The 25911-nt window shown below is 46.0% G+C and carries 24 protein-coding genes and 5 pseudogenes; 23 read left to right on the top strand and 6 right to left on the bottom strand.

Going from position 1 to position 25911, the window contains the following annotated elements; translation table 11 throughout:
* Positions 1 to 320 precede the first annotated feature (320 nt).
* From SD71_RS13200 to SD71_RS13170, 7 genes are all read left to right on the top strand, one after another.
* Positions 321 to 1424 (top strand): ABC transporter substrate-binding protein, encoded by a 1104-nt coding sequence (locus SD71_RS13200; RefSeq protein WP_041063945.1) that lies wholly within the window; start codon positions 321 to 323, stop codon positions 1422 to 1424.
* Between the two features lie 16 nt (positions 1425 to 1440).
* Positions 1441 to 2541: an ABC transporter ATP-binding protein gene (locus tag SD71_RS13195; RefSeq protein WP_041063943.1), complete on the top strand. Its 1101-nt coding sequence runs from the start codon at positions 1441 to 1443 to the stop codon at positions 2539 to 2541.
* Positions 2505 to 3446, top strand: a complete 942-nt coding sequence (locus tag SD71_RS13190) for an ABC transporter permease (RefSeq protein ID WP_041063941.1) — start codon at positions 2505 to 2507, stop codon at positions 3444 to 3446. The genes SD71_RS13195 and SD71_RS13190 overlap by 37 nt, the downstream gene beginning before the upstream one ends.
* Before the next feature lies 1 nt (position 3447).
* Positions 3448 to 4245: an ABC transporter permease gene (locus SD71_RS13185; RefSeq protein WP_041063939.1), complete on the top strand. Its 798-nt coding sequence runs from the start codon at positions 3448 to 3450 to the stop codon at positions 4243 to 4245.
* Positions 4246 to 4318: 73 nt separating this feature from the next.
* A complete protein-coding gene (locus SD71_RS13180; protein WP_041063937.1) occupies positions 4319 to 5413 on the top strand; it encodes a zinc-dependent alcohol dehydrogenase in 1095 nt (364 codons plus the stop codon).
* A gap of 77 nt (positions 5414 to 5490) precedes the next feature.
* Positions 5491 to 6147, top strand: a complete 657-nt coding sequence (locus SD71_RS13175) for a hypothetical protein (protein WP_041063935.1) — start codon at positions 5491 to 5493, stop codon at positions 6145 to 6147.
* On the top strand, positions 6126 to 6833 hold the full coding sequence (locus tag SD71_RS13170; RefSeq protein ID WP_152619454.1) for a hypothetical protein: 708 nt from the start codon (positions 6126 to 6128) through the stop codon (positions 6831 to 6833). Before SD71_RS13175 ends, SD71_RS13170 begins: the two co-directional genes overlap by 22 nt.
* 509 nt (positions 6834 to 7342) lie before the next feature.
* Here the strand turns inward: SD71_RS13170 and SD71_RS13160 are convergent.
* The 3 genes from SD71_RS13160 to SD71_RS13150 form a co-directional block, all read right to left on the bottom strand.
* Complete coding sequence (locus SD71_RS13160; protein WP_041063929.1) at positions 7343 to 8422, bottom strand: mannose-1-phosphate guanylyltransferase; 1080 nt, start codon at positions 8420 to 8422, stop codon at positions 7343 to 7345.
* A gap of 171 nt (positions 8423 to 8593) precedes the next feature.
* Positions 8594 to 9517: a hypothetical protein gene (locus SD71_RS13155; protein ID WP_235427108.1), complete on the bottom strand. Its 924-nt coding sequence runs from the start codon at positions 9515 to 9517 to the stop codon at positions 8594 to 8596.
* Positions 9517 to 10698: a glycosyltransferase family 4 protein gene (locus tag SD71_RS13150; protein WP_041063928.1), complete on the bottom strand. Its 1182-nt coding sequence runs from the start codon at positions 10696 to 10698 to the stop codon at positions 9517 to 9519. The genes SD71_RS13155 and SD71_RS13150 overlap by 1 nt, the downstream gene beginning before the upstream one ends.
* A gap of 348 nt (positions 10699 to 11046) precedes the next feature.
* Between SD71_RS13150 and SD71_RS13145 the strand changes: the two are divergent.
* The 3 genes and pseudogenes from SD71_RS13145 to rpoZ all read left to right on the top strand — a co-directional run bounded on the left by SD71_RS13145 (position 11047) and on the right by rpoZ (position 12946).
* A pseudogene (locus SD71_RS13145) lies at positions 11047 to 12004 on the top strand (DUF1861 family protein).
* 163 nt (positions 12005 to 12167) lie between these two features.
* Positions 12168 to 12740 (top strand): 50S ribosomal protein L25, encoded by a 573-nt coding sequence (locus tag SD71_RS13140; protein WP_052476232.1) that lies wholly within the window; start codon positions 12168 to 12170, stop codon positions 12738 to 12740.
* A gap of 4 nt (positions 12741 to 12744) precedes the next feature.
* Positions 12745 to 12946: pseudogene (gene rpoZ / locus SD71_RS23100) on the top strand (DNA-directed RNA polymerase subunit omega).
* A gap of 135 nt (positions 12947 to 13081) precedes the next feature.
* On the opposite strand, the gene SD71_RS13135 reads toward rpoZ, so the two are convergent.
* The gene (locus tag SD71_RS13135) at positions 13082 to 13378 is read right to left on the bottom strand and encodes a hypothetical protein (RefSeq protein WP_041064036.1); all 297 of its coding nucleotides are present in this window, start codon (positions 13376 to 13378) and stop codon (positions 13082 to 13084) included.
* A 231-nt stretch (positions 13379 to 13609) separates the two neighbouring features.
* On the opposite strand from SD71_RS13135, the pseudogene SD71_RS13130 reads away from it, so the two are divergent.
* The 13 genes and pseudogenes from SD71_RS13130 (at position 13610) to SD71_RS13085 (ending at position 24079) form a co-directional block, all read left to right on the top strand.
* Positions 13610 to 13809: pseudogene (locus SD71_RS13130) on the top strand (cold-shock protein).
* 65 nt (positions 13810 to 13874) lie between these two features.
* Complete coding sequence (locus SD71_RS13125) at positions 13875 to 14105, top strand: cold-shock protein (protein ID WP_041063927.1); 231 nt, start codon at positions 13875 to 13877, stop codon at positions 14103 to 14105.
* Between the two features lie 154 nt (positions 14106 to 14259).
* Positions 14260 to 14409 carry a hypothetical protein gene (locus SD71_RS26250; protein ID WP_161793389.1) on the top strand — a complete coding sequence of 50 codons (150 nt, stop codon included), beginning with the start codon at positions 14260 to 14262 and terminating at the stop codon, positions 14407 to 14409.
* Positions 14352 to 14549 (top strand): annotated as a pseudogene (locus SD71_RS24980) (ubiquinone-dependent pyruvate dehydrogenase); the annotation flags it as partial. The gene SD71_RS26250 and the pseudogene SD71_RS24980, both read left to right, overlap by 58 nt.
* 95 nt (positions 14550 to 14644) lie before the next feature.
* On the top strand, positions 14645 to 15289 hold the full coding sequence (locus SD71_RS13120) for a LytTR family DNA-binding domain-containing protein (protein WP_041063926.1): 645 nt from the start codon (positions 14645 to 14647) through the stop codon (positions 15287 to 15289).
* Positions 15290 to 15421: 132 nt separating this feature from the next.
* The gene (locus SD71_RS13115) at positions 15422 to 16936 is read left to right on the top strand and encodes an acetyl-CoA hydrolase/transferase family protein (protein WP_041063925.1); all 1515 of its coding nucleotides are present in this window, start codon (positions 15422 to 15424) and stop codon (positions 16934 to 16936) included.
* 143 nt (positions 16937 to 17079) lie between these two features.
* The gene (locus SD71_RS13110; RefSeq protein ID WP_041063924.1) at positions 17080 to 17916 is read left to right on the top strand and encodes a polysaccharide deacetylase family protein; all 837 of its coding nucleotides are present in this window, start codon (positions 17080 to 17082) and stop codon (positions 17914 to 17916) included.
* A gap of 32 nt (positions 17917 to 17948) precedes the next feature.
* Positions 17949 to 18797 carry a dimethylarginine dimethylaminohydrolase family protein gene (locus SD71_RS13105; protein ID WP_041063922.1) on the top strand — a complete coding sequence of 283 codons (849 nt, stop codon included), beginning with the start codon at positions 17949 to 17951 and terminating at the stop codon, positions 18795 to 18797.
* 36 nt (positions 18798 to 18833) lie between these two features.
* Positions 18834 to 18968, top strand: coding sequence for a hypothetical protein (locus SD71_RS25605; protein WP_268747741.1), 135 nt, complete (start codon positions 18834 to 18836; stop codon positions 18966 to 18968).
* A gap of 17 nt (positions 18969 to 18985) precedes the next feature.
* A pseudogene (locus SD71_RS26245) lies at positions 18986 to 19938 on the top strand (2-keto-3-deoxygluconate permease).
* A complete protein-coding gene (locus SD71_RS13095; protein ID WP_041063920.1) occupies positions 19935 to 21188 on the top strand; it encodes a four-carbon acid sugar kinase family protein in 1254 nt (417 codons plus the stop codon). Before SD71_RS26245 ends, SD71_RS13095 begins: the two are co-directional and overlap by 4 nt.
* A gap of 32 nt (positions 21189 to 21220) precedes the next feature.
* Positions 21221 to 22192, top strand: a complete 972-nt coding sequence (gene pdxA / locus SD71_RS13090) for a 4-hydroxythreonine-4-phosphate dehydrogenase PdxA (protein ID WP_200889602.1) — start codon at positions 21221 to 21223, stop codon at positions 22190 to 22192.
* A gap of 267 nt (positions 22193 to 22459) precedes the next feature.
* Positions 22460 to 24079 (top strand): glycoside hydrolase family 10 protein, encoded by a 1620-nt coding sequence (locus SD71_RS13085; RefSeq protein ID WP_041063916.1) that lies wholly within the window; start codon positions 22460 to 22462, stop codon positions 24077 to 24079.
* A gap of 103 nt (positions 24080 to 24182) precedes the next feature.
* Here SD71_RS13085 and SD71_RS23635 read toward each other — a convergent pair whose 3' ends face one another.
* A complete protein-coding gene (locus tag SD71_RS23635) occupies positions 24183 to 24782 on the bottom strand; it encodes a hypothetical protein (RefSeq protein WP_161793388.1) in 600 nt (199 codons plus the stop codon).
* Between the two features lie 353 nt (positions 24783 to 25135).
* On the bottom strand, positions 25136 to 25855 hold the full coding sequence (locus SD71_RS22290) for a SatD family protein (protein ID WP_052476230.1): 720 nt from the start codon (positions 25853 to 25855) through the stop codon (positions 25136 to 25138).
* Positions 25856 to 25911: the final 56 nt, after the last annotated feature.

Here is a 25911-nt window from a genome sequence, read left to right as displayed (position 1 = left end):
ATAGGTTGAATTCTCAATTCGACCGGACGGTTACAAATGTGCAATCGCTTGGTGGTCTTTTTTGTGATGCTGCAAATGACTAATAAATACACTTGTTCCGTATTTCGGGACGACTATTGTTCCGCTATGCTATTGCAGTGCTAGAATTATAACAGTTAACACCACTAATTAACATAAGGAGGGTTTGCGGCATCTTATAGCCTAAGATAAACGCTTAAAAAATGATTCGAGCCCTACCAAGTTTCTATCATTGAAAACGCTTTCCTTATTGATCATTTCAGTTTGGCTAATAGCACGAACTATACCGGGAGGAAACAAATATGAAACGATTGCTAACGATCGGGCTTGTATTAGGAATGGTGTCGGTCGCCGCGTGCGGCGTTCCAAATCCGAAAGCGTCTGACGAAGCTGCGCAAACCAATGAATCAGAGAAGGTAAGTACGGAAATAACGATTGCCTCAAACGGTGGAAAAGTCGAGAGAGCGATACGAGACGTCATAGCCCCGAAGTTTAAGGAAAAGTACGGGATTAAGGTCAATTATATTGCAGGGTTGTCCTCGGAAAATCTATCTAAAGTGGAACTGCAAAAGAATGCTCCGCAAATTGATATAGCGATGTATGCGCCGCTGGATGTACAACGGGCATACACCAAAGGCTTGACGGAGCCATTGGATGAGAAGAGTATTCCGAACTTATCTAAGGTCGACCCGCGTTTTGTCGCCGTTGACAAAGTCGGATTGCCGGTATTCGGATATGTATACGCTCCGGCTTACAATACTGAGACATTTGAAAAAAACGGGATCGGACCCGTTAATTCGTGGAATGATTTGGTTCGTGCCGAATACAAAGGAAAAACCGCTTACGCCGATATTACCAGTGACTTTGGATTCGCAACCTTTTACAGTTTGGCAAAGGCCAACGGCGGAAGCCTTGATAATTTGGAGCCAGGTTTAGAGAAAGCCAAGGAACTTGCAGGTTACTCTGATACATTTTATAAAAACTCAACCCAGATGATCCCTGCAATGCAACAAGGTGCGGCAGATATCACAGTACTGACGAGTTATTCGATTGCCGAATTGATTGAATCCGGAGTACCTCTCAAAATGGCTCTTCCCAAAGAGGGAGTACCTCTGCAAGCAGCGAATTTTACGATCGTCAAAAACGCTCCTAATAAAAAGGCAGCGCAAGATTTCTTGAACTTCCTCATTACGGAAGAATCACAGAAACTATTTGCTGAGGAGGCTTTCTATCCGGTTTTGAAAGGTATGAAAGTGGCTCCGAAATATGAAGCGTCAATCGGTCTGAAAGATACCGATCCCGTGTTCTCGCCGGATGTGGTCAAGCTTGGTGAAATCCGAGCAGCATGGACAGAGAGATATGCAAAAGAGGTTACGCCTGAACTGGGTAAAAAAGTTAAAAAATAGCAGGGGAGCAGTATAAATGCAGGCACTAGTGAATGATGTCGAAATCCGCGGAGCTTTCAAAAAATATGGTTCCAACATCATCCTTAACGGCATAAATCTTGAAGTCAAGCAAGGTGAGTTACTCACCTTGCTTGGTCCCTCCGGATGCGGCAAGACAACCACCTTAAATCTGATCGCAGGTTTCCTTGAGGTCGAACAAGGCGAAGTGTTAATCAAAGGAAAAAGAGTCAATGATGTTCCTGCTTATAAACGCGACTTGGGCATGGTTTTTCAGACTTATTCGTTGTTTCCGCATATGACAGTATACGAGAATCTTAGTTTCGGACTATCTATACGCAAAATAGCAAAAGAAGAGAAAAACCGACGCATTGGGCAGGCACTGGAATTGGTGAGAATGACAGGGCTTGAAGGACGTTACCCTCGTGAGCTGTCAGGCGGACAACGCCAACGTGTGGCAATCGCCCGGGCACTTGTTGTGCAACCGAAATTACTCCTGCTCGACGAGCCGTTGAGCAATTTGGACGCCAAGCTGCGTCACGAATTACGGGCCGAAATTAAGCGTATGCAAAAAGAGGTTGGCGTAACTACTATTTTTGTAACACACGATCAGGAAGAAGCTCTGTCGATGTCGGACCGCATTGTTGTCATGAATCAAGGGCAAATCGAACAGATCGGTACGCCAACTGAAATTTATGCTAATCCCCAATCGGAATTTGTATTTAATTTCATTGGCAAATCAAATCAATTAAGCGGGCGGATACAAACTGTAAGCAGCCATATGATAACTGTTGTACTTGAGGACGGCGAGCAATTGTTTGTTGACCCAGACAATATTATGGGCGCAGATAAATCTTGTGCCGCGGGCGATCCGATTAAGCTTTACATTAGGCCGGAAAAGGTGACTATTGACCCTGGCTCGAGCACGGAACCTTATTTTAATCATCATACCGCAAGGATCACTCAAATGAATTATTTTGGATCGACTTGGGAGATTGAGGTTTCATTGTTAGGGGAATTCATGCATGCCATTCATCCCGTGATCAAACCGCACTGGAAGATTGGAAGTGAGGTGACGCTCGGATGGAAGCCGTCAGACGTAATGGCAGCCCTGAAGTGAACCGTTCTATGGAGCCGCATATAACATCACAAAAGAAATATCGAAGGTACAATAAGTATATTCCCGCACTATTATTATTGCTGCCTCTTTTGCTGCTTATTATCGGATTCTTCATTGTGCCGATGCTTTATATTCTTTATTTGAGCTTTATCCAGACCGATGGTCTGGATACATCAAACGCTTCGTATAGCTTGATGAACTATACCCGGTTTTTTACGGATTCATATTACTTAAGCTCGTTATGGCTGACTATAAAAATCAGTTTATACTGTGTCATCGTATCGTTATTGCTTGCTTATCCCGTTGCGTTGACGATGTCAAAGTGTACGCCTCGGGTGCGGGGATATATAGCGCTTCTGGTGGCGTCTCCGCTGCTGATCAGTATTGTCGTCAGAAATTTCGGATGGTTTTTGCTGCTGTTGCCGAACGGGATGATTCACCGAACTATCGGTTCATTGGGTATTGACAGCTCTTCGTTGAGGCTGCTCTTTTCGGAAACGGGAGTGGTGATCGGACTTTCGAATTCTTTTCTCCCGTTTATGATTCTCGCTATCGCGACTAGTTTGTATAATATTGATCCGTCATTAGAGAAAGCAAGCGCCATTCTTGGAGCAAGTCCGCTGCGTTCTTTCTTTTCCATCACACTGCCCCTAAGTCTTCCCGGTGTTGTTTCCGGGAGCGTACTTGTTTTTAGTTTATCCATGAGCTCTTATGTAACACCTGCGCTTATGGGAGGAGCCAATGTACCGGTGCTTCCTGTAGTTGCTTACGATCAAATGATTAATTTGATGCAGTGGACGTATGGATCGGCGATGTCTTATGTATTGCTTGGTGTGACATTGTTCTTAGTGACAGTCTTTACAAGGAGCATGGAAAGAAGCCGGTTCAAGGAGGTGTTCCGTTAATATGAGAATAGGCAGGAACATACGATTGCTGGTGACGGGCTTAAGCTTGCTCTATATCCTCATTCCCATGCTGGTCACGATTCCAGCGTCTTTTACAAGTGCGAGTTATCCCAGCTTTCCTCCTGAGGGATTGTCTTTTCAATGGTATACCAAGCTTTTAGATAGACCCGAGTTTATTGAGGCATTTTTCAATAGTGTGAAATTTGCTTTACTCGCATCTTTCTTTGGCGTCTTGTTTGGAACGCTGGGTGCCATTGCAATCGCCAAATACGAGATTCCCGGAAAAAGTTTTCTCGTTTCGGTGTTGACCGCCCCGTTGACAGTCCCGCAGCTGGTGCTGGGTGTCGCTTTGCTTATATATTTTACACCATTAATGTTAGCAGGTACCCAAACGGGCTTATTGATTGCCCATATCATCATTTGTGTTCCCTATGTAATCCGTTTTGTGCTTACGGGATTAAGCGGTTTTGATTATACGCTGGAGAGGGCCGCGATGATTCTGGGTGCAAACCCACTAAAAGTTTTTTGGAGAATTACATTGCCATTAATTCGTCCTGCAATCCTGTCCGGCGCGTTGTTCTCATTTTTGATTTCTTTTGACAATGTAACCGTCTCTCTTTTCATGGTCTCGTCAGGTATGAGAACACTTCCTTTGGAAATTTTTTCAAATATGCAGGATGCATACAGTCCCATAGTTGCTTCCGTTTCAAGTGTTGTCATCATTATTTCGGTCTTGTTAATTCTCATTTTGGAAAAGCTTCACGGCGTAGGACGGTTGGTTGGGGGAGCACATGAGTGATGTCGCTGATGTTGCACCTTGTTGATCTGATCTCGGGTACTTTAACTAGTTCAGTTGATGGAGTGGATGATCTATGACAACTGGTGTATTGAGCGCAGTGGCAAAAGAACCGGGAAGAATTGAGATTCGGGAATTTCCGTTTCCCAATATCACCCTTGATAGTGCCCTATTGCGGGTAGAAATTGTGGGCGTTTGCGGAACTGATGTCACCTACTATAATAAATCGCCGGTTCAGCGAGTACTGGGTCATCATGTTGTTGGATTTATTGAAAAGATCGGAGAGGTCGCTTCCGCACGATGGGGTGTTCAAGAAGGGGATCGCGTAGCATTGGAAGAGTATATTCCTTGCGGTCACTGTCACCTGTGTCGGATGGGGGAATTCCGATTATGTGCGTTGACCGATCCCCGTATCGGCGGACTTCGTTATGGAGTAACTCCTATTTCGGTCGAACCTTCTCTATGGGGCGGGTTTAGTCAACATATGTATCTTCACCCAAATACGGTACTCCACCGGATGCCCGATCACGTTCCTGCTGTAGAAGCAGCATTGACGCTGCCCTTGGCAAACGGTTTTGAATGGATGTGCATTCAGGGTGGCGTCGGTCCTGGAAAAACAGTTGTTATCCAAGGCCCGGGCCAGCAGGGACTTGCATGTTCGCTGGCGGCTAAAGCGGCTGGGGCGGATACTGTTATTGTAACTGGGCTAAGCAGCAGCGCTAAACGGTTGGAATTGGCCAAACAATTGGGCGCGGATTATACAATCAATATTGAAACGGAAAACCTTGTGACACGGGTAAATGAAATTACCGGGGGTAAAATGGCGGATGTCGTAATTGACACCAGTTCCGGAGGCGGCGAACTAATCCTTTCATGCATGGCTGTTGCGGCGACAGGAGCAATAGTTATCTTCAGTGATTACAAGTATCAGAAGACTGATCAATTTGACATTGATATGGTCATATCTAAGACGCTTCGGTTGCAGGGTGTACGTGGTCACAGTTACAAATCCGTGGAAATGGCAGTTGAATGCATAGCTGCCGGTAAGTTCCCGTTAAAAATAATGAATTCACATAACTATAATTTGCTTGAAACAGACCAAGCGTTGAAAACCGCAGGCGGACAAGGTGCGCCATCTCCCCTTCTTGTAACAGTATCGCCGTGGAATTAATATCTTAAGTATGTATGGACGGCCAGGCGATGCCTGGCTGTTATTTATAATGCCCCCACAGAGAGGAGGATCATCCGATGCGTAGTTATTTGGTTTTGGCAATGTGCGGAATTTTTCTTTTACAATATTTTATTCAAATTCATATGGTAGAAAATCTGCTCATTGTAGTAACGCTAATCGCTTTTATTGCAAGTGCAACGAAAGCCAATTCTGTTCCACGATGGCTCGGCTGCGGCATGCTTATATTAGGATTTATTCTTGAGTTGGAAAAAGGCACGGGAATCGAAGGTATTAACCAAGGCATTCGGATGAATCTGCCGTTACTCTCTCTCGTGATTTTAGTACCGCTCCTTTCTATTCCCCTAAAGCTTGGGGGTTTTTTGGACGGGCTAAATTCTTTGCTTCAACGTCTGAAACATCATCCTCAAAAGCTTTTTGCGGGAATAACGAGCGTGTTGTTTGTATTGAGTCCGATTTTGAATATCGGTTCAATACGTATTGTTGATGAGTTACTAAAAGACCTTAAACTGCCTCCGGCCATGCTGGCCAAAAGTTATTTGCTGGGATTCTCCACCACCATGCTGTGGTCACCATATTCTGCAGCCGTTGCCGTCGTTCTTTACTACTTAAAAGTCCCGGTGACTGAATACCTGGCATATGGTTTTGGAATAGGTCTTCTTTTTTTGTTAATAGGGAATGTGCTTTTTGCAGCTTGCTGCGCCATCAATCATTAAGTGTACTTTGTTCCTCGGAGCACTTGTGTACAGAAGAACCATTACGCACACATCAAAAAAAGCTTATCGGTTTAGGTCTGATAATCATAGGTGTTATGTGTTCAACCTTTGTGGTGGAAGCCCTCACGCACTGGTCTATGCTTGTGATTGTGAGTCTCGTTTCCATTTTGTTTCCTTTATTTTGGGCAATCTTTAATAAAGGTTGGCATCATATGATCCCGCATTTAGCCAATTATCGGGATCATTCTGTACCCATATTCAACAATGAAATCGTTCTAATTATAAGCGCAGGACTTTTAGGCAATTCAATACAGGACACAAGCATCGGAAACGGGATCAAGTCAGTTCTAAACAACTTAGAAACCTACTCATTTTTTCTTTTCGCTATTGTGGTCGTTGCCCTTGTTGTATCTGTAACATTCGCAGGAATTCCTCCATTGGTTATAGTGACGGCACTCGCAACACAAATGAATGCCCAGGAATTGGATACTTCCAACACTGTTCTTGCGATGTTGCTTCTGCTCGCCTGGTCTATTTCGTCGGTATTGAGCCCCATGAATCCGTTAAATTTGCTGGTAAGCCGGCTTTCTGGCATTTCGGGTTTTGAGGCAGGCTTACGGGCCAATGGTGTTCATCTCTTAATTGTGGCAGTTGTTGGTTCATTAATTATCACAATGATTCATTAATTCAGCAGAGGGGAAGAAACGTTTTTACGAATGTATTTATTTTAACGCGCATATAATGTTTTGTTTGGCCACCTTATAGAACGGGAAGGTGAAAAGGATCAGCGAATTAATAATAAATCTAGAAACAGACTGCGAACTCACCTATCGATACGGGAATCAATCAAGACTGATGAAAGGAACGATTGTCTCGCATTATCACACAGGAGATGGCTATATAAGATTCCAATTAATAAAAGACAGCAAGGTACTGATCATTTCTGTATCACATATTGTCGAGATCAAATACCAGTAAAAAAGCACCCGAAGGTGCTTACATAGTATAAATAAGCAAGGCTTTGTACTTAGTGCTGTGTTCTTGGTAAACCGCAATGCTTTCGATTTGAACGCTTGTATTCGAAGAACACCAATTGTTAATCGCATCCGCAATGGTCGACTCTTTATTTGATGGATCTACCTCCAACCAGACAGCTCTGGTCGTCGAAGAATTCATTTGAATTTCACCTCATTCCTTATAAAAATTCTTTCATGCCTCTTTTCTTCAGAAGAACGACGATATCCTTCACATCTTGTGCTTTTTCCTTCGAGCAAATGAGAAGAGCATCTTTCGTATCCGCTATGATGAGGCCGTCAATGCCAATGGTTGAGATGAGCCTTTCTTCGCTGTATATGATGGAGTTTGCGGTTTGAATACCCACATGATTTGCCTTCACAATATTCCCGAATTCATCCTGAGGTATGATAGCACCCAGCGCATCCCAGCTGCCGATGTCATTCCAGCCAAAGTCGCCGGGAATCACCGCCACTTCATCACTGCGTTCCAAAATACCGTAATCGATCGATATGCTCGGCAATGTCGGATAAATCTCCTGTATGATTTTCTTGTGATGCTCGGGATTTAAATCGTCGCAGAGAGGGAGCATGGAATGATAGAGTCTAGGCAGAAAACGTTTATAATTTTCGATAATCACGGACGTTTTCCAAATGAAAATCCCGCTGTTCCATAAATAATTCCCCGAAGAAAGGTAATCTTGCGCAGTCGGAAAGTTCGGTTTTTCCACAAAGTCGGTCACTTCATACACATTGCACGGTTCGGCGGTGAACGATTGTTTGCTATGAGAGATGTAGCCATAACCGGTAGAAGCAAATGTCGGCTTGATTCCGATTGTTACGAGCTTTCCGGTTTCTTCCGCAACTGAGCAAGCGTCGCTCAGAGTCTTCTTGAACTTCAATTCGTCGGTAATATGATGGTCGGAAGGGGACACAACCATCAAGGAATCCCCGTATTGTTTCTCTATATACAAAGCGGCATAGAGAATGCTGGCCGCCGTATTGCGGGCAACGGGTTCGACCAGAATATTACTTGCCGGCACGCTGATATGCATGATACTTTCCATCAGCACTGCTTGAGAGGCATTGGTGACAACCATCGTATTTTCCAATGGAATGACCCCGTCAAAACGACCGATCGTATCGTTGAGCATGATGTCATTACCGCTGATATTGATTAATTGCTTGGGCAGCTCTTGACGGGATAAAGGCCAGAATCGTGTTCCGCCGCCGCCTGCCAGGACGGTCGCAAATTTATGCATGGTGGATCACCGTGTGCGCAATGCAGTACGAAACGATATTTTCGGAACCTTGATTCAGGTTCAGCCCATCCGCATGTAAGCCGTCATAGCAAGCGCCTGTTTGCGGATCGATCAAGGATTTATTGCCGGAGTTTCGCCCATGAAACCATTCAAAGCATAATATGGCTTTATTTAAATAGTTAGGATCGCCAACAATTTGATAAGCTTCATGACAAGCCAACAAAGTTTCGCAGGCTTCGATCGGCTGTTCGTCATACAAAGCCGCTTTGCCTTTGTGCTCAAGCCAACCGTTGCTGCCGACAGGTTTGAAATATCTGTCACCTGCAAAGGTCTGTGATGCAAGAAAATCAAGCTCGCTTTCGCCGTTGCCTGCAGATCAACCCTGCTTGTTAACCGTGCCGTTTTGAATAAAGCCCAGGGAAGCATGGCGTTGCCATATGTGATGCTGTCTTCAAACCAATACCAATCCGGTTTTTGGTATTGATTATACTGAGCTTGAAGCATGTCGGCCATTTCATCGACCAGCCCAATAATGGTTTCCTGCGGCAGGAAATTTGCTGCTGCTTCACTGGTTTCTACATAAGGATAGGGAAAATGATAGGTGAGGGAATAAGGTGTATCTAAAAGAAAACATAAGCCCACTAGTGAATATGCCATAGCCCTGGGAGATCGCAGATTTTTAATATGAGGGAGAGCCTGGTTGATCATATATCTGCATGCGTTGTGCATATTGTCCGGAATACAAGGCTCGGACAGCGTAAAACCGAGTGCCCATATGCAACGGCCCAGACAATCGTCCGAACCCTTTTCCTCTATGAAGTTGCGGTTGTAATCCATAAAATTTCTAAAGCTTCCATCTCCGTTTTGTGCATGATGAACAAAGGACAAGTAGGTGCTTACACAGTCGAGCCAAGCAGGATCACCGCTTTGTTTATACAGCATGACTGCGGCAATTAACGCGCGCGCGTTATCGTCGGTTGTATACCCTTTGGAACGGTCGGGAATGCCGAACTTGGTGTGCTGGAATATCCCGGTGTCGTCGGTCAGACGGCGGAGATACTCCGATTGCAGCGGTTTATCCAGCAACTTCACCATTAAATCACACTCCCATGAACCCATGTAGGGGAGCTGATCGACTCGCGAATAAGAGCCGCGTACTGTTTGGCTATTTGGTTCCACATTATCGTTCGTCCAAGAAGATGCGTCCGTTGTTCCATTTCGATTTGCCGTTCCGGATGATCCAGAATTTCCAATATGCAAGTCTCCAGGGACGCGGCATCACGGAAATCGGCTATCAAGCCCCTTCCTTCGGCCAACATTTCCTTGGCGTAGCGGTATGGGGTGGAGACAATGACCCTGCCGTAGCCGACACCGTAGGCCAACGTGCCGCTTACCGCTTGATCCTTGCCCAGATAAGGCGTCACATAGATGTCCGATAAAACGAGAGATTGGACGATTTCCTCTTGTGTCAGCAGTCTGTTGATAAACCGTACGTTATTTTGCAAATTCAGCTTGCCGACAAGATCAATCAAGGACTCCCGGTAAACCTCGCCGGATTCCTGTTTCACATTCGGATGCGTTTTTCCCCAGATCATATAAATGGCATCAGGATGTTTGGCCGTAACCCCGCTCATCGCTTCAATCGCATATTCAATCCCTTTACCGGGGCTTAAAAAACCGAAAGTGGAGATGATTTTACGATCGGTGCATCCGTATTGCTTTTTCAGTTCTTCTCTAGACGCCGTCACAAGCGCAGGTACACCGTGATGGATCATACAGACCTTTTCCGCTGCCACCCCATAGATGCCCAGAAGATCCGGGATCGTGCTTTGAGACATGGTAACCGCTTTGAAGCTCAATTCAGCCAACCGCTTCACTATTGATAGCTGCTTGGGACTTGGAGTGGATAAGACGGTATGAAAAATAACGATAAAAGGAATCTGCAGCCTTTCGGCGAGATCCAGCACGTACTCCCCGCTTTCCCCGCCATAGATTCCAAATTCATGCTGGATGATGAGGACATCAGTATCGGAACGGTTCAATTCCAATGCAGCCTTGATATATTCCGGCCTTAGATTTTGATTAAAGTGCATCATGACCTGTTTGCCGTAGGTGTATGTACTGTTATTGTCGATGGCAATGACGCGTGGAGTATTCATGTCATCGAATTGTTCCAGTTCATTGAACAAGTCCTGCGTAAATGTTGCTAATCCGCATTCCCGTGGCAAGCTGGTTCCTAAAAAAGCTACGTTACTCTTAGCTAACACCTTACTCATCTAAAAACCTCCAATTTACATAAATTATTCCATAAAGAAGGAATAAAAAAAGAAATAAAGAGTGACTTTATTTCTGAATTTAAAACCCCTATTTTAGTTGGGAAAAATTATAATTGATTTAGTATTGGTGATTATGATATTATAAAAAATTTATGAATACATCGTTATTCAACGATACCATGCACCCTCCATGGATGTCAATTAGAGCTGATTTCATTTACAAAGCCGAAATTACATGTTAAGGTGACGTGGCCACAAGCGAATAATGCCGTTAGAAAGACTGATTGGAAAGCTTTCCAGTCAGTCTTTTATTTTTATAGTGAACCATACTGAGGGGTTGAGAAAACCATTAATGAAACGAAGCCGTCTGCCAAAACCTGCGAAGATTTGTTGAAGGAATTTACATCATTAAGCCAAACGAGGGTAACGATAAAATTATTGTTTTCCGGAGTCGGCAATCGTGATGTATACAATGTTACCGCGCCTTTTATATATGACGGCGAGGAAGTTATCTTAGGCAGAGTGGAAGAACGCCACAGCGAGTTCTCTCAAGTCTTTTTTTTTCACAAGAGAAAATGAAAGCTGGACGCCACGGAAACATACTCCAACTTATAATTTGCAAGATCCGGCTATGTGCACCATTAATGAACAGCTTGTTTTCAGTGGAATAGAAGTCATTACCGATCCGGATCATCCGGATAAAGTCATTTCCTGGGTCACTCAGTTTTACCGGGGGAAGTATATTGATTCTTTACGCTATTTTGCTTCCGGCCCAGGCACAATGAAAGATATTCGATTGGTCGAATTGAAAGACGGCCGGGTCGGTGTCTTTACGAGGCCCCAAGGAAATGAGGCGGGCAGAGGCCAAATCGGATTTACGACCATACCGACTATTGAAGATTTAAACGATGAAACTTTTTTAAAGGCCCATATTCTGCGGGATCAATTTGTGAAAGAAGAGTGGGGGGGAGCCAACGAGGCGCACTTGTTGAAAAACGGCAATGTGGGCATCCTGGGTCATATTGCCAGTATGGACGAGTCTGGAAACAAACACTACTACTCCATGGTTTTTATGTTAAATCCGCTGACGTTAGAAAAATCACCGCTTAAAATTATAGCGGCAAGAAGCGATTTCCCCGTGGGACCAGGAAAGAGGCCGGGCTTAGAGGACATCGTTTTCAGCGGCGGTTTGATCCGGCTGGCTGACAATCGGGCGATACTGTCAGTGGGAGTCAGTGACGCAGAAGCTTACCAAATTCTAATACCAGACCCTTTTGTGGAATATGAAGAATACGGACGTGGCTAATCCGTAAAAGGTCCTTTGAACAATTTTACAATCCTGAAAAAACATGTTAAGGTGGTATGACATCAAGTGATAAACGTCGTTAGAAAGACTGATTGGGAAGGTGCTCCGATCAGTCTTTTATTTTTTTATAGCGAAACAAATCGGTCTATGGGGGTTAACACCAATGAACACGGCCATTCAATTTACGAACCGTTCTGATCTTTCCACGTCACATTTAAACCAACTCCGTAAGAAAGGTCATATACCTGCAATTGTATATGGTGCCGGATCAGACAATATCCCGGTTGAGGTTGAGGAGAAAAATCTGCTGTCGGTATTGAAGCACAATCCGCGTGCCATTCTGCAAGCAACAATCGCCGGACATGGAACTCTTCCTGTTCTGGTTCATGCGGTTCAAAAAGACATGCTGACGGGAAAATGGATTCATATTGATTTTCATCAAATAAACATGAATGAGATGATCGATACTAAGGCGATCATTCACTATTCCGGCGAACCGGTTGGTACGATACAAGGGGGCGTCCTTCAGGTGGAAGTTCATGAAGTGGACATCCGCTGTATGCCGGACAAATTGTTTGCAGGCTTCACGGTCGATATCGGTGCGCTTGCGATCGGCGATCAATTGCTCGTTTCCGATCTCGCTATGCATGACGGCGTTGAAATCCTGACGGATTCCTCTACGCTGCTGGTTAAGGTTGTTAACCCTCGTGTAACCGAGGAAATAAAGGAGGAATAGGACCTTGTTGTATCCTTCGATAGATGAATTGGCGCTTAAGGTGGACGGTAAATATACGCTGGTCGTGGCAACATTTTTTAAGAGCGCGTGACTTACGCAGCGGCAAGAAGTCCAACATGATGGCTCTGAAGTCGAAAAAAGAAGTCGGAATCGCTCTGGAAGAGATCTATAGCGACCGCATTTTAGTTAAACGTTATAATCAATAATGGATTGAAGACTTAATCAAAAGACGATCATGCCCTAACAAAGGCATCGATCGTCTTTTTACTTTTTGATAAAAAAATAACCCGCCCAGGACAGCGCCAGGGAACGGGTTATTTTCTTTGCATAGGGCCGCGGTTCTATGGCAATTTCCGGGCTGCATGTTCTGCGTTCGCTTGATCAAGCATGGATTTCCAATTGTCAAAATGGGTTTCTCGGTCAACATGCCGATCAAAAAGTTCTTCGGGAATGTTGCTGATGTCTTCTTGTGTCGTTGCCTGAAAATTTCCCTTTTGGAGAAACTCCTCAAAGCTCTTGAAGGAAGAGCAGCGTTTCATGAAAGCTTCATTAAATAAAGCCTCCAAGGAAACATGATCATCCATGCCTTCATTGGTCTTCGCACCTTGCAATTCTTTGAGCAGTTCGTCAAAGGAAATCGGCTTGTTTCTTTTTTTCAACATATCACTCCTACAAACATATATCCTTCATAGTACCATAAACGTTTGCTTCGTGCACAGCATTGTGGTATGATCAATATCTAAACACATAGAAAACCTAAATTCACTTATTGAAAAGGGTTCACATTGTGCGATGGTACCTTTTTCAATGTGTGATTTTTTGTTTATACAGAAATAACATGTTAATAAACTTTAGGAGGCATATACAATATGCAAACAGGAACAGTTAAATGGTTTAACGCGGACAAAGGCTTCGGCTTTATCGAAGTGGAAGGTGGAAGTGACGTTTTCGTTCACTTCTCTGCTATTGAAGGCGACGGTTTCAAATCGCTTGATGAAGGTCAACGTGTTCAGTTCAATGTGGGCCAAGCAACCGCGGACCGCAAGCTGAGAATGTTGTAAAACTGTAAGAGTAAAGCAGACTGCCCTTAACGCCAAGTTAAGGGCAGTTTTTTAATCTGAGGAGGAATGTACCATGGCTTATCGAAACAAACCGGTAGAGGATCTCCCGCATGAAGAAACCGTGATTTGGACTTGCAATAGCGATGACTGCAATGGCTGGATCAGGGATAATTTTGCATTCGCTCACGTGCCCGTTTGCCATCTGTGTCATTCCCCGATGGTCAGCAGCACTCAGATGCTGCCTCTTATTGTCAATACGAATAAAGACATGAAGTCCAAGAAACAAGGTATTCTGATACTGTGATCTTGCGCTCTTCAGTTTTTCATATTGTATGAAAGCCGATTGCTTGTGGATTCCCACATGCGGTTGGCTTATTTTTTTGTTTCTGCCACTATTTACATAGTCCGTCTGTCACAGGAAACGCTATGCATAAGTGACAGGATGCAGGAGGACAACCATGAAGAAGACGATCGCGGATTCAGTTGTTGAAGCTTTGTTGAACGCAGGAGTGACCAGGATTTACGGCATTGTAGGAGACTCGCCAGCGATCTCGACAGCCATGCAATCGGCAAACCCGGTCGAAAGCCTATCCATCCCCAATACTTGACCAAAGTGTTGAGCGATGCGGCACACGAGGACGCGATTTTTACCTGCGATGTGGGAACGCCGACACTTTGGGCGGCCCGCTATTTGCGGATGAACGGACAGAGGCGGCTGCTGGGGTCATTCAATCATGGGACGATGGCAAAGAATCACAGTAAAAACTTGTCCATTATTATCGCTTTGTTCATTAAACCTCCCATCCGCGGGGGGACACTAGTTTGACGCCTGAGGTGAGGAGAATGACACAATTTATAACGAAGTCTATGTTTGATGCGATCGGAGAGTTATTTTCAGACGAGGCCTCGATCGCGGTTTCCAATACGGAGGAATACATTTATTACCGGCCAAGTAAAAGAATCGACTTGAGAATTAAAAAGGGCGATCCCGTCAAGGAAGGCACGATTACTTATAAAGCGCTGACCGGAAAACAAAAGATTTCCGAATTTATCGATCGTGATTTATTCGGTGTGCCTTATTACGGCATGGCGGTTCCGCTCATCCAGGAAGGGAAAATCAAGGGATGCGTCTCCGCGATTTTCCCGACACTGGCGACCGGGAAATCGGTAGTGACCGTAAAACACGATGACGGATGGGTACCGGTACCTTTTTCTGAAGTCATGTATTTGGAAGCTAGTGATCGCAAAACGCATGTAGTCACCCAAAAGCTGACCGGTACGCATAAATATACTTTAAATGAGTTCGATTTTCTTTTGCCGAAAGAGTACTTTGTGCGCTGCCACCGTTCTTATATCGTTAACGTTAACTTTATAAGGGAAATTTTCCCGGATTTACATTCGACATTGGTTTTAATTATGAAAAATGAAGCGAAAATTACCGTGAGCCAAACCTACGCCAGTTATTTTCGGAAATTACTTGATTTCTGAAAAATTTTACTTGGTTGAGGCCGAAATTTATCGGTTCCGTCCCGATTTTCCCCATTTTCATCCGAAAAATCATTCCTCCGCATTGTCGTTTGTTAAATTGGTGTAAACGACAAATGTTTGGGGGAAAGCCCTTTGGAAAACGTTTTCAATCGAATTCGAAACCATCACCTCCATGATAGGATAGTTTCTGCGGAACAAGCAGCTTCCTGGATTAGCAACGGAATGACGCTGGGACTTAGCGGGTTTACCCGCGCCGGCGATGCGAAAGCGGTTCCCATGGCGCTCGTTGAGCGTGCGAGAAATGAAAAAATGAAAGTTAACGTATATACCGGGGCTTCTCTCGGATCTGACATTGACAGATTGTTTGCCGAAGTCGGCTTGCTGAATAAGCGTCTGCCTTTTCAGGCGGATCCGACGATGCGAAAGAAAATTAACCAAGGTGATTTTTATTTTGTAGATCAACATTTGTCCAAGACGTCGGAAATGGTGCGTGGTCAGGTGCTACAGCCTATTGATTTTGCCATCGTGGAAGCGATTGCAATTACGGAAGACAACATGATTATCCCGTCGACTTCAGTAGGGAACTCAATGGTGTTTGCCGCGCATGCCAAGTCCATTATTGTTGAAATTAACTTGGCTCAACCGCAATTGCTGGAAGGGCTTCATGATTTGTACGAGCCGGAAAAACAGGGCGATCGTTCTCCCATTCCGATAACCAAGGTGGATGATCGCATCGGAACCTTGGGAATTCCGGTGGATATGGCGAAAGTCCGGGGCATTGTGTTCACGAACCAGACGGATTCGCCTTCCACAGTCACCGCTCCCGACATCGACACGAACACGATTGCACAGCATTTAATCGCCTTTCTGCGCGGGGAGGTGCAAGAGGGACGCTTGACGAACCGTCTTGCACCGCTGCAGTCGGGCATCGGATCGGTTTCCAATGCGGTGCTGCACGGTCTCATAGATTCGGAATTCACGGATCTCGAGGTGTATTCTGAAGTGCTGCAAGACGCCGTGTTCGAGTTAATGGATGCGGGGAAAGTGCGCTTTGCCTCCTGCTGCTCCATTACGCTGTCAGGTTCGAAGATGGAAAGGGTTTTCCCGAATTTGGATCAATACCGCGACAAACTCGTGCTAAGACCTCAAGAAATTTCGAATCACCCGGAGGTCATACGCCGCATGGGATTGATTGCGATCAATACGGCTTTGGAATTCGATATCTATGGCAATGTGAACTCTACGCATGTACTGGGAACACAAATGATGAACGGCATTGGCGGCTCGGGTGATTTTGCGCGAAACTCGCGCATCTCCATTTTTGTCACGAAATCGACCGCGAAAGACGGGAATATTTCGAGTATTGTGCCGTTTGTTTCTCACGTGGACCATACGGAGCACGATGTGGATGTGGTCGTTACGGAGCAAGGATACGCCGATTTGCGGGGGCTTGCGCCGAGAGAGCGTGCGGAGCTTATTATTGAGCGCTGCGCTCATCCGATGTACCGGGAGCAATTAATGGATTACTACAAGGAAGCCCTGACCAGGGGAGGACAAACCCCTCATGTCTTGGAGAAGGCGCTCTCCTGGCATACGAATTTTGCGCAGTCCGGAACGATGCTTCAGAAAGTTTTGCAAAGTGTGTAGCGTGCAGTGAACCGCTAAAGAGCCGCCTCGTAAAGGCCATCTCTCCAAGTTGGAGAAGATGGCCTTTTTTTCGTTATGGTGATGGATAATTTTTGTAGCTGAGTTCATCCTAATCTTGGACTAGGTGATAGCGGGAGGTAACTATGAAAACTTGGTGCAGGATCGTATTCGTTCTGGCTTTATGTCTAAATTCGGCGTGTGCCCAAAATGACGGTGATCAATCGAAACATGAGGACCACAGGCAGCATAGCCGGCAAATCAACAAATCCAGACAGGATGAAACCCCCGATTTAGCGGATGGACCGGAAGGCGCAGTACGCAGACCCCACCCCATGTCGCTGGCCGATTTGCACAGTAAATACCCGAGCACTTTTGTGCTTCAAGGCCCGCGAAGAAAACGCGAGGTGGCTTTAACGTTTGACGATGCCCCCGACAACAATTTTACTCCGCGCATTTTGGACGTCTTAAAGAAAGAAGGAGTTAGCGCAACCTTTTTTGTGGTGGGCAATCGGGTGCAAGCACATCCTGATGTTGTAATGCGCATGGTTCGCGAGGGGCATCAGCTCGGTAATCATACGTACAATCACGCCAATCTTCTTAAGCTGAGCGATCAGGCTTTTCGCAGAGAAATTATGAAGACAGACAGCTTGATCAGTCAATATACCGGGTACATACCGACGTATGTTCGGGCTCCCTATGGGAACGTGAATGAAGACCAACTCCGCTGGCTGGCAAGCCGGCATAAAATCAATGTGTTCTGGGATGTGGACTCGTTGGATTGGAAAGGGTTAAGCGCGGAACAAGTACAAACAAATGTGCTTGCGCATGTTCACCCCGGCTCAATTATATTGCAGCACGCAGCTGGAGGGAAAGGCGAGGATCTATCCGGAACCGTTAACGCTTTGTCCTCAATTATAAACCAGCTGCGGAACGATGGAGTCAAGCTGGTCACGGTGTCAGAGCTGCTTGATAATCACTGAGACAGCAGGTGGGAGGAGAACGCAGCACAAGTATGGGAACAATCAACCGACTATTTTGCGCGAACGAATATGATCCTCTGAAAAAGGTTCTGTTATGCGAACCGCAGCATATGAGAATCACCGAAATCATCAATGAAACCCAGCGGCACTATGTAGACGAAAATATCGATCAAGAGCTTGCGGCTGAGCAGCATGACTCATTCGTGCAAAGCTTACGCAATCAAGGTGTAGACGCGGTTCTGCTCCCCCATAATGAAGATTACCCCGAGCAAGTGTTTACCCGCGATATCGGATTTACGATCGGACACAGGTTGTTTGTATCGCACATGGGCAGGGGCATTAGGCAAGGTGAAGATAATATATTAATTGATTGGCTTGAAGATCATGATTACCCATACCACAATTTAACGAGGAACAGCATTGAAGGCGGAGATGTCATGATCGATGGGGAGACGGTCTTCGTTGCTGTCAGCGGCCGAACCTCCGAAAATGCGATACATAATTTGAAAAGTCTGCTCCCAGAATACAAGGTGGAGCTGCTTCCCATTGACCGTGCATACCTGCATCTTGATTGCGTGTTTAATGTGCTGTCTCCCGAAGAGGCGCTGGTGTTCTCTCCTGCATTGGAGCGGCAGGGATTGGTTAAAATAGCCTCACGCTATGACCTCATTGAGGTCGATCGGTCGGAACAATTCAAACTGGGCACAAATGTGTTATCCGTCGGGAATAAGAGAGTTTTCAGCCTGCCTGGTAATGTAAAAGTAAACACGGAACTCCGCCGTAGAGGTTATGACGTAATCGAAGTCGATTTGTCAGAGATCATCAAGTCCGGAGGCTCTTTTCGCTGCTGCACATTGCCGTTGTTACGAGGTAACACCTGAATTGTATTTGAGAAAGAAAGGATGGTAATGGTGCAAATGGAACGTGATATGACCACTAAAAAGGACGAACAGCCGGAAAGTAAAACGGTCATGCAATTGGTCGAAGAAGTCGACACTCCTCCTGACGTAGACAGAGGAATGGTCGAAGTAATGGAAGACATAGATGAATAAGGAGTGTGCACAAAGTTATGCGAATCCGGGCAAATATGCAACGAATTCCTGGCGGGATGATGCTTTTTCCCCTGCTCATCGGTGCCTTAATCCGCACCTTTTTACCCGACCTGTTCAATTTAACTGAGTTCAGGACCTCCTTCACCGGAGGTTTATTAACCGGAACGTCCGCGCTTCTCGCGGCTTTCTATGTGTGTCTCGGGTCGACAATTCAATTCAAGGCAACCGGCTATATCTTGAAAAAAGGAGTCGCATTGTGGACGGGCAAAATCGGGACCGCACTGATTATCGCCTTAATGATCGGCTGGTTCGCTCCCAACCCGAATGATTTGTTTTTGGGGCTGTCAGCATTGGCGATTGTCGCGGCTTTCTCCGATACGAATGGCGGTTTATATATGGCTTTAATGGGACAGCTGGCGAAACGGCGAGAGGACGTTGCAGCTTATTCCATTATGTCCGTCGAATCCGGCCCCTTCTTTACTATGCTGATTCTGGCGTTGCCGGTTTGGCGAGTTTTCCGTTACTTGCGTTCATTTTTTCGATTCTGCCCCTGATCATCGGCATGATCTTAGGTAATTTGGACGAAGATATGCGTGAGTTTTTGGGTCGGGGAGTAGACGTATTAATTCCTTTTTTTGCTCTCGCAATCGGAGCCGGCATCAACCTCACGAATGTGTTGCAGGCCGGACTGTCCGGTATTGTGTTGGGCGTACTAGTGGTCATTGTCACTGGAGTCGTATTATTTTTCCTTGACCGTCTTACGGGAGGAAAAGGTGTTGCGGGAGTTGCGGCATCTTCCACCGCAGGGAACGCAGCGGCTGTTCCGGTTGCGGTCGCGGCTTTATATCCCGCTTATCAGGAGATCGCTTCGCTGGCGACTCTCCAGGTCACTGCGGCCGTAATAGTCACAGCCGTGTTGACTCCGATTGTGACCGCTTGGGTATATAAAAGAGTGGGGAATACGACATGAACGTATTTTACATCATCGCGGACGATTTAACGGGGGCTAGTGATTCAGGAGTTCAGTTCGCAAAACGCGGGTACAAGACCAGTCTTTTGTTCAATTACAAGGAAAATTACATATGGTCGATTGATGCCCGGGTGATTGTGATTGATTCCGATTCCCGGGCGATTCCCCCGGAAGCCGCCTATGAAAGAGTAGCGCGACTTGTTTCTGTTCTTCGACCCCCATCAGCTCAGCTGTTGTTTAAAAAGGTGGATTCCACTTTAAGAGGTAATATTCAGGCGGAAGTAAAGGCCGTTTTGGATACTCTTCCACAAAGCACGGCGTTTATCGTTCCCGCTTATCCCAAGAACGGCCGTACGACTCGGAATGGCAATCAATTGCTTCGAGGAGTTCCCGTACATGAGACGGAGATCGGCCAGGATCCGAAAACACCCGTGTTCTCTTCCTTTATTCCGGATTTATTTGATGATACCTGTGCTGTTATCGATACTGCATCCACCGAAAAGGGACTCCTATATTTGGAAAACCGGATACGTGAGTTGATAAGCGCGGGGAATCGGCGTATTGTTTTCGACGCGGAATCGAATGAACATTTAGAGACGATCGGCCGCCTGTATTCTCGATTTCCGGACGCCGTATGGGTAGGTTCGGCCGGTATTGCCGAGTACTTGAATCCCCCGCTGCCGATGAACGAATCGGATCAAGTGCTTCCCAAACTCCGCAAACCGTTGCTTTTCCTGATCGGGAGTCTTAGTGAATCTACACGTATGCAAGTGGAAGCCTGCTCCATTGAACGTTTTTTTACGCTGCGGTTGGATCCCGTTCTCCTGTTAGAAAAAGATGCATCCGAACTTCTCCCCGCATCCCTTTTCGACGCGTACAGGGCTGGAAAGCATTGCATTGTTGCACTGGACTCCACAGAGCAAGCACGTCAAAGCACCGCTGCGTTTGCGGAGGCACGCAAGCTGCCGAAGGCTTCAATGAGTGAATTGCTTCGGGAAGCCTTAGGGAAAATGTCCAAGGTATTGGTGTCGGAGCTGGCTCCCGAATGTTTGTTTTTAAGCGGCGGCGATACAGCACGCAGCATCTGCGAGCATTTGGATATTGCGGGAATGAATATATTGCAGGAACTGGAACCGGGAATCCCGCTCGGAAGGGTGGCGGGCAAGAATTTTCACCTGGTAACGAAGGCCGGAGCTTTCGGCAACGCCCGTTCATTCGAAAACATTGCTGAGCAATTAACGAAGGAGTGAATACTTTGACCAAACCGACAATTGGGATTACGATGGGCGATGCGGCCGGGGTGGGTCCGGAGATTATAGCGAAAACCCTGCAGCAAGCATCTTTCTACGAGCGATGCCATCCGGTTGTTATAGGCGATGCGAAAATTATGGAGCGTGCAATGTCGTTGGTTGGCTCCCCGCAGCGGCTTCGCAAGCTTACGGATCCTTCGGAAACAGAAGGTGACCCGAAGCAACTGGATATCATCGATGTTGATTTACTGCCGGCCGACTTGCCGTTCGGCGAAATTTCCGCAAAAGCTGGAGACGCTGCTTTCCAATTTATTAAACGCGCTGTGGAATTTGCGCAAGAAGGGAAGATTCAGGGCATATGCACGGCGCCTCTTAACAAAGAAGCCCTCCATAAAGGAGGACACCTTTTTCCCGGACATACGGAAATTTTAGCGGAACTAACCGGTACTTCTGAGTTTGCGATGATGCTGACCGCTCCTAAACTGCGTGTTATCCATGTGACAACCCACATCGGATTGGTGGATGCCATTGCGAAGATTAATCCTAAACGAGTGCATACAGTCATCCTTTTGGCTGATGAAACCTTAAAGCGGGCAGGTATCCCAAAACCGAGAATCGGCGTATGCGGCATCAATCCCCATGCCGGAGAACACGGCCTGTTCGGCCATGGTGAGGAAGAGGAGAAAATCATTCCTGCCGTCGAGCGAGCCCAATCGGAAGGGATCATCGCAGAAGGTCCGCTTCCCGCAGACACGCTGTTTTTCCGAGCAACCCGGGGTGATTTCGACATTGTCGTTGCGATGTATCACGACCAGGGCCACGGTCCCATCAAAGTCATGGGGCTCGAAGCGGGCGTGAATATAACGGTAGGCTTGCCGATCATCCGCACCAGTGTCGATCATGGAACGGCATTTGATATTGCGGGAACCGGCAAAGCCGATCCGGGCTCTTTGGAAGAAGCACTGCGGCAGGCAATTGAATTAGCACCCAAGGGCAACTCTTAACAGAAACCTGAGTGTGATGATAACGGGATGTTCGTTGATTAAGCTAAGTCAGGTATGCTCCATAAACCTGACCTTAGCTTATTTTTATTTCAGCGTCTTTTTTGGGAATAAACGAATCAAACCAATTAGAAATTTTTATTCTTTATTTTTCGTAAAAAAGAGGATAATCCCATAATATTGATGTATTATTTATTATGAAAGCGGTTTAATTATGGTTAGAGCTTAGCAAAAAGTTTCCAAATCCATTGAATTGAAAGGGGTTACATAATGAGGAAAAAGTTTAGTGTCTCTATTTGCGTTATTCTATCTTTTCTGATGATGACTTCACAAGTGTGGGCTGCTCCGGACAGCAGCAACTACCCGAATGAGCCGGAACGATTTAGCTCCAACCGCGTCGACAAAGTGGACAAAGTGCCGGAGCCCGGCCAAGAAATGAGAGGTACATATATCGTTTCCTGGAGACAAATGACGTCGCGCGAGAAGATCGACCAATTTATTCAGGAAGCTGCGGACGCGAACTTTAACACCGTATTTGTGCAGGTAAGACAAAGAGGAGATGCCTTATACCATTCCTCTTTTGTGTCACGATCGGAATTGCTTGAAGGGCAGCCGGATGACTTCGATCCGCTGGCGTACGCCATTCAAAAAGGCCATGAACGCGGATTGGAAGTCCATGCATGGCTCAATGCCATGATTGCCTGGGGAAGCTCAACGGAAATGCCGAAAGATCCCAACCATATTTTTTACAAAGAAGAATGGCTGTTAAAAGACAGCACAGGGAAGGTAGCGTATCCGGATCCCAAAACCGACCCGAAAAACAGCGTCGTAGAAGGACCGTACTTCCTGGAGCCGGGCAACCTGGAGGTCCAGGACTATTTATATAACGTTTATATGGAAGTGGTAGAAAAATACGATGTGGACGGCATTCATTTCGACTTCATCAGATATCCGGCCAGAATGGGCCCGAACACGGCAGGTGTAGGGTACGGAGAGGAAGCGGTAAGCAGATTCCGGCAGGAAACCGGTTTGGAACCGAAGCAGTACAGCAAGTCGTGGGATCAATGGAGAGCTGATCAAATTACGAGTATCGTATCCAGAATCTATAAGGGAACGAAGGAGCGAAAAGCGGACGTTGAAGTGTCTGCCTCAGTGCTGGCCGCTTGGGACCTTGGGCTCGGAAGAGTATTTCAGGATTGGAGAAAGTGGATGGAGACGGGCATACTCGATTTCGTGATGCCGATGTCCTATAGTCCGAGCAACGCGACGGTATGGAAAGATACAACGGATGCCCTGCAGGTAGCTCCACCCGGAAAAGTAGTGGTCGGCCTGGGTGCATGGTATTTCAAAAACAACCCGGAAGGATTGGCGCAGCAGATCAACATTCTCCGTAATGAAAAAGTACGCGGTTTCGTGTTGTTCGCACAGGATACCGAGTCGATGGCGCCGACCGTCAACGATTACATGCAGCAACTGAAACAACTCGTGATGACCAAACAAGTAAAGGTTCCCGCGCTGCCCAACAGTCAATTTAATGTCGAGGAAAAGTACTCGATGAGAGACCCACTAACCGTCAGAGTCGGAGAAATCGATCAGACGACGAGAAGCTTCAGCCACCGGTTCTTTGTGAGAAACGGTAAAACGTCATTGCTTGTTAAAAATGAGGGACTGGGCAAGCTTACGATCACCGTCACTCCAACGTTATACCCAGGTCACACCTTCACGCTGGACGTTAAAGGCACCCGCGACACGGAAGTGGATATCAGCCGATATGTGAACCCGTCGGACTACACCAGCCTCGCGAACCACACCTTCTTGTTGACAGTCGCAGCCGAAGGTCCTCCGGGAGGCAAGGCGGAGATTTTTGTAGAGGATTATTATTTGCAATAGACTTCCTGTAAAAGAAGGCGATCGTTCCCTTATGGGGGCCGATCGCCTTTTTTTTCCGGAAAATCCGGTAGTTTTGAGATATTACCGGATTTTCCAGTAATGTTTATACCAAGAGAGCGTCCAAGAGCATCCTTTTAAGAATAAAACCGCACACAATTGCCGCGATTAAACTGGCCAGGGTGCCGATCAAATAATATTCCGCAAATGCTTTGTTCTCAAATAACTTGAAACGAGCCAGCGTTTTCATGGCACCCAGCAGCATTAGACCTTGATAGATATCGTAAATGACAAATATGCAAATCAATATTCTTTCAAGGATACCGATATACTTTCCTTTGGACGTGTCGTCTACTACATTGGACCAATGGTATTGGACCTTAATGGATTCTTTGGTTGTCATCGGTGCAGCGGCATTGGATACTTCCACCTGCTCTTCCACGGTCATATCGGAAACGATGCTATGCTTCATATTTTGTCTCTTCCGCAAAAATTCCTCGCTGAAGTGCTCGACCGCTGCGGCCGTTTCCTGGTGGAGCATGGGAAGCGGATTGCCGTATTTCAGGAGCAGCATGCGTATCATTTCCGAAGAAGTATGTGTGAGAAATACGCCGACCAGCAGTACAGAAGGTACGACTAGGCGGTTCTCAATGACGAGATCATCGGCAAACATAAAAAGATAAATCTGCTGTCCGAATCCTCTCAAACCCTCTACTTGTCCGAAAATCCACAAAAAAGAATAGATAATGATAAGGTGGAGCGATTGGCAGAGCAGGTGCTGTTTTAAATTTTCCGTCCTAAGCATGTCTACAAGCTTGTTAATACGAGGAAATGCGGCAAAGTGCTGATTATGATCCTTAAGATAATTGGATGCCCAACTTATGAAATACTGCAAGATTCCTAGAATCAAGGCGGCCAAACAAATCTGAAAACTTCCACTCCCGAGTATGTATGATAAAACGATAGAGATAGATACAAAGACGACACTCCGCAACCAGGATAGCTTAATGAGCCCATTCGCCGACCAGAAAGCCAAAATAAATACGATGTAATTAAGGGTCATCTGTCACCTCGTACGTCGGTTTGGAATTGCTTTTGAAAATATTGAAGAAGCTTGCACAAATTTTGTTCAGCTCCCGATACCAGAAAATAATCCGCACGTGTCAGGATTTTGCTGATGTTGCTGCTCACGTTGTCATCATAGCCAAACCGCTCGCCCAACTCTTCGTATTGAATTTTGTCATCCAATGTTTCAATGGCACGAACGATTTCCTGTTGTTTTTTTGTCCGCTTAAGCAATCGTTCAAACAAGAAAAAGATTTCATCATTAAAGAATTCATACGGCATTGGGCTGGATTGCGATTTCACATAGACATGGAACTTATTCCGCACAAAAGCTGATTTTGTCACGCCGCTTTTCCCTTTCTTGAGCGCATTAAGGGCGTCAGCGGCACTCCAAATGGCATCGCCGTTCACTTCGTGAGGGTTGTTCAAATCTTCATTGGTGACGGAGCCGATCCCGACTCCTACATATAAGGGCACATCCGACTCATTGGATAGCAAAAGCAAGTCTTTAAGAACATAATAAGCCTTGGAAAAATCCCTTATGATTCCGAACAGTTCATCCCCGCTGCGCACGGAGAACGGAGTTAATAATGCCGTGTGATGTTTATCGTTGAGTTCCTTGGTTATGTAACGCAATTCGTTTTTTTTGCCGTCTTTGCGGGATGACATGACGTCTGCAATGAGGCAAAATGCGGGCACTTCTGTCGCAACCAATTGAGGACCTCCTTCATGTTGAACCACCTGGAATCTATTATACCGAGCTATGCGAG

The organism is Cohnella kolymensis (genome assembly GCF_000829465.1).
Lineage (GTDB): Bacteria > Bacillota > Bacilli > Paenibacillales > Paenibacillaceae > Cohnella > Cohnella kolymensis.
Note: the sequence above shows the minus strand (reverse complement) of the source record. Positions and strands in the feature narration are given on the sequence as shown.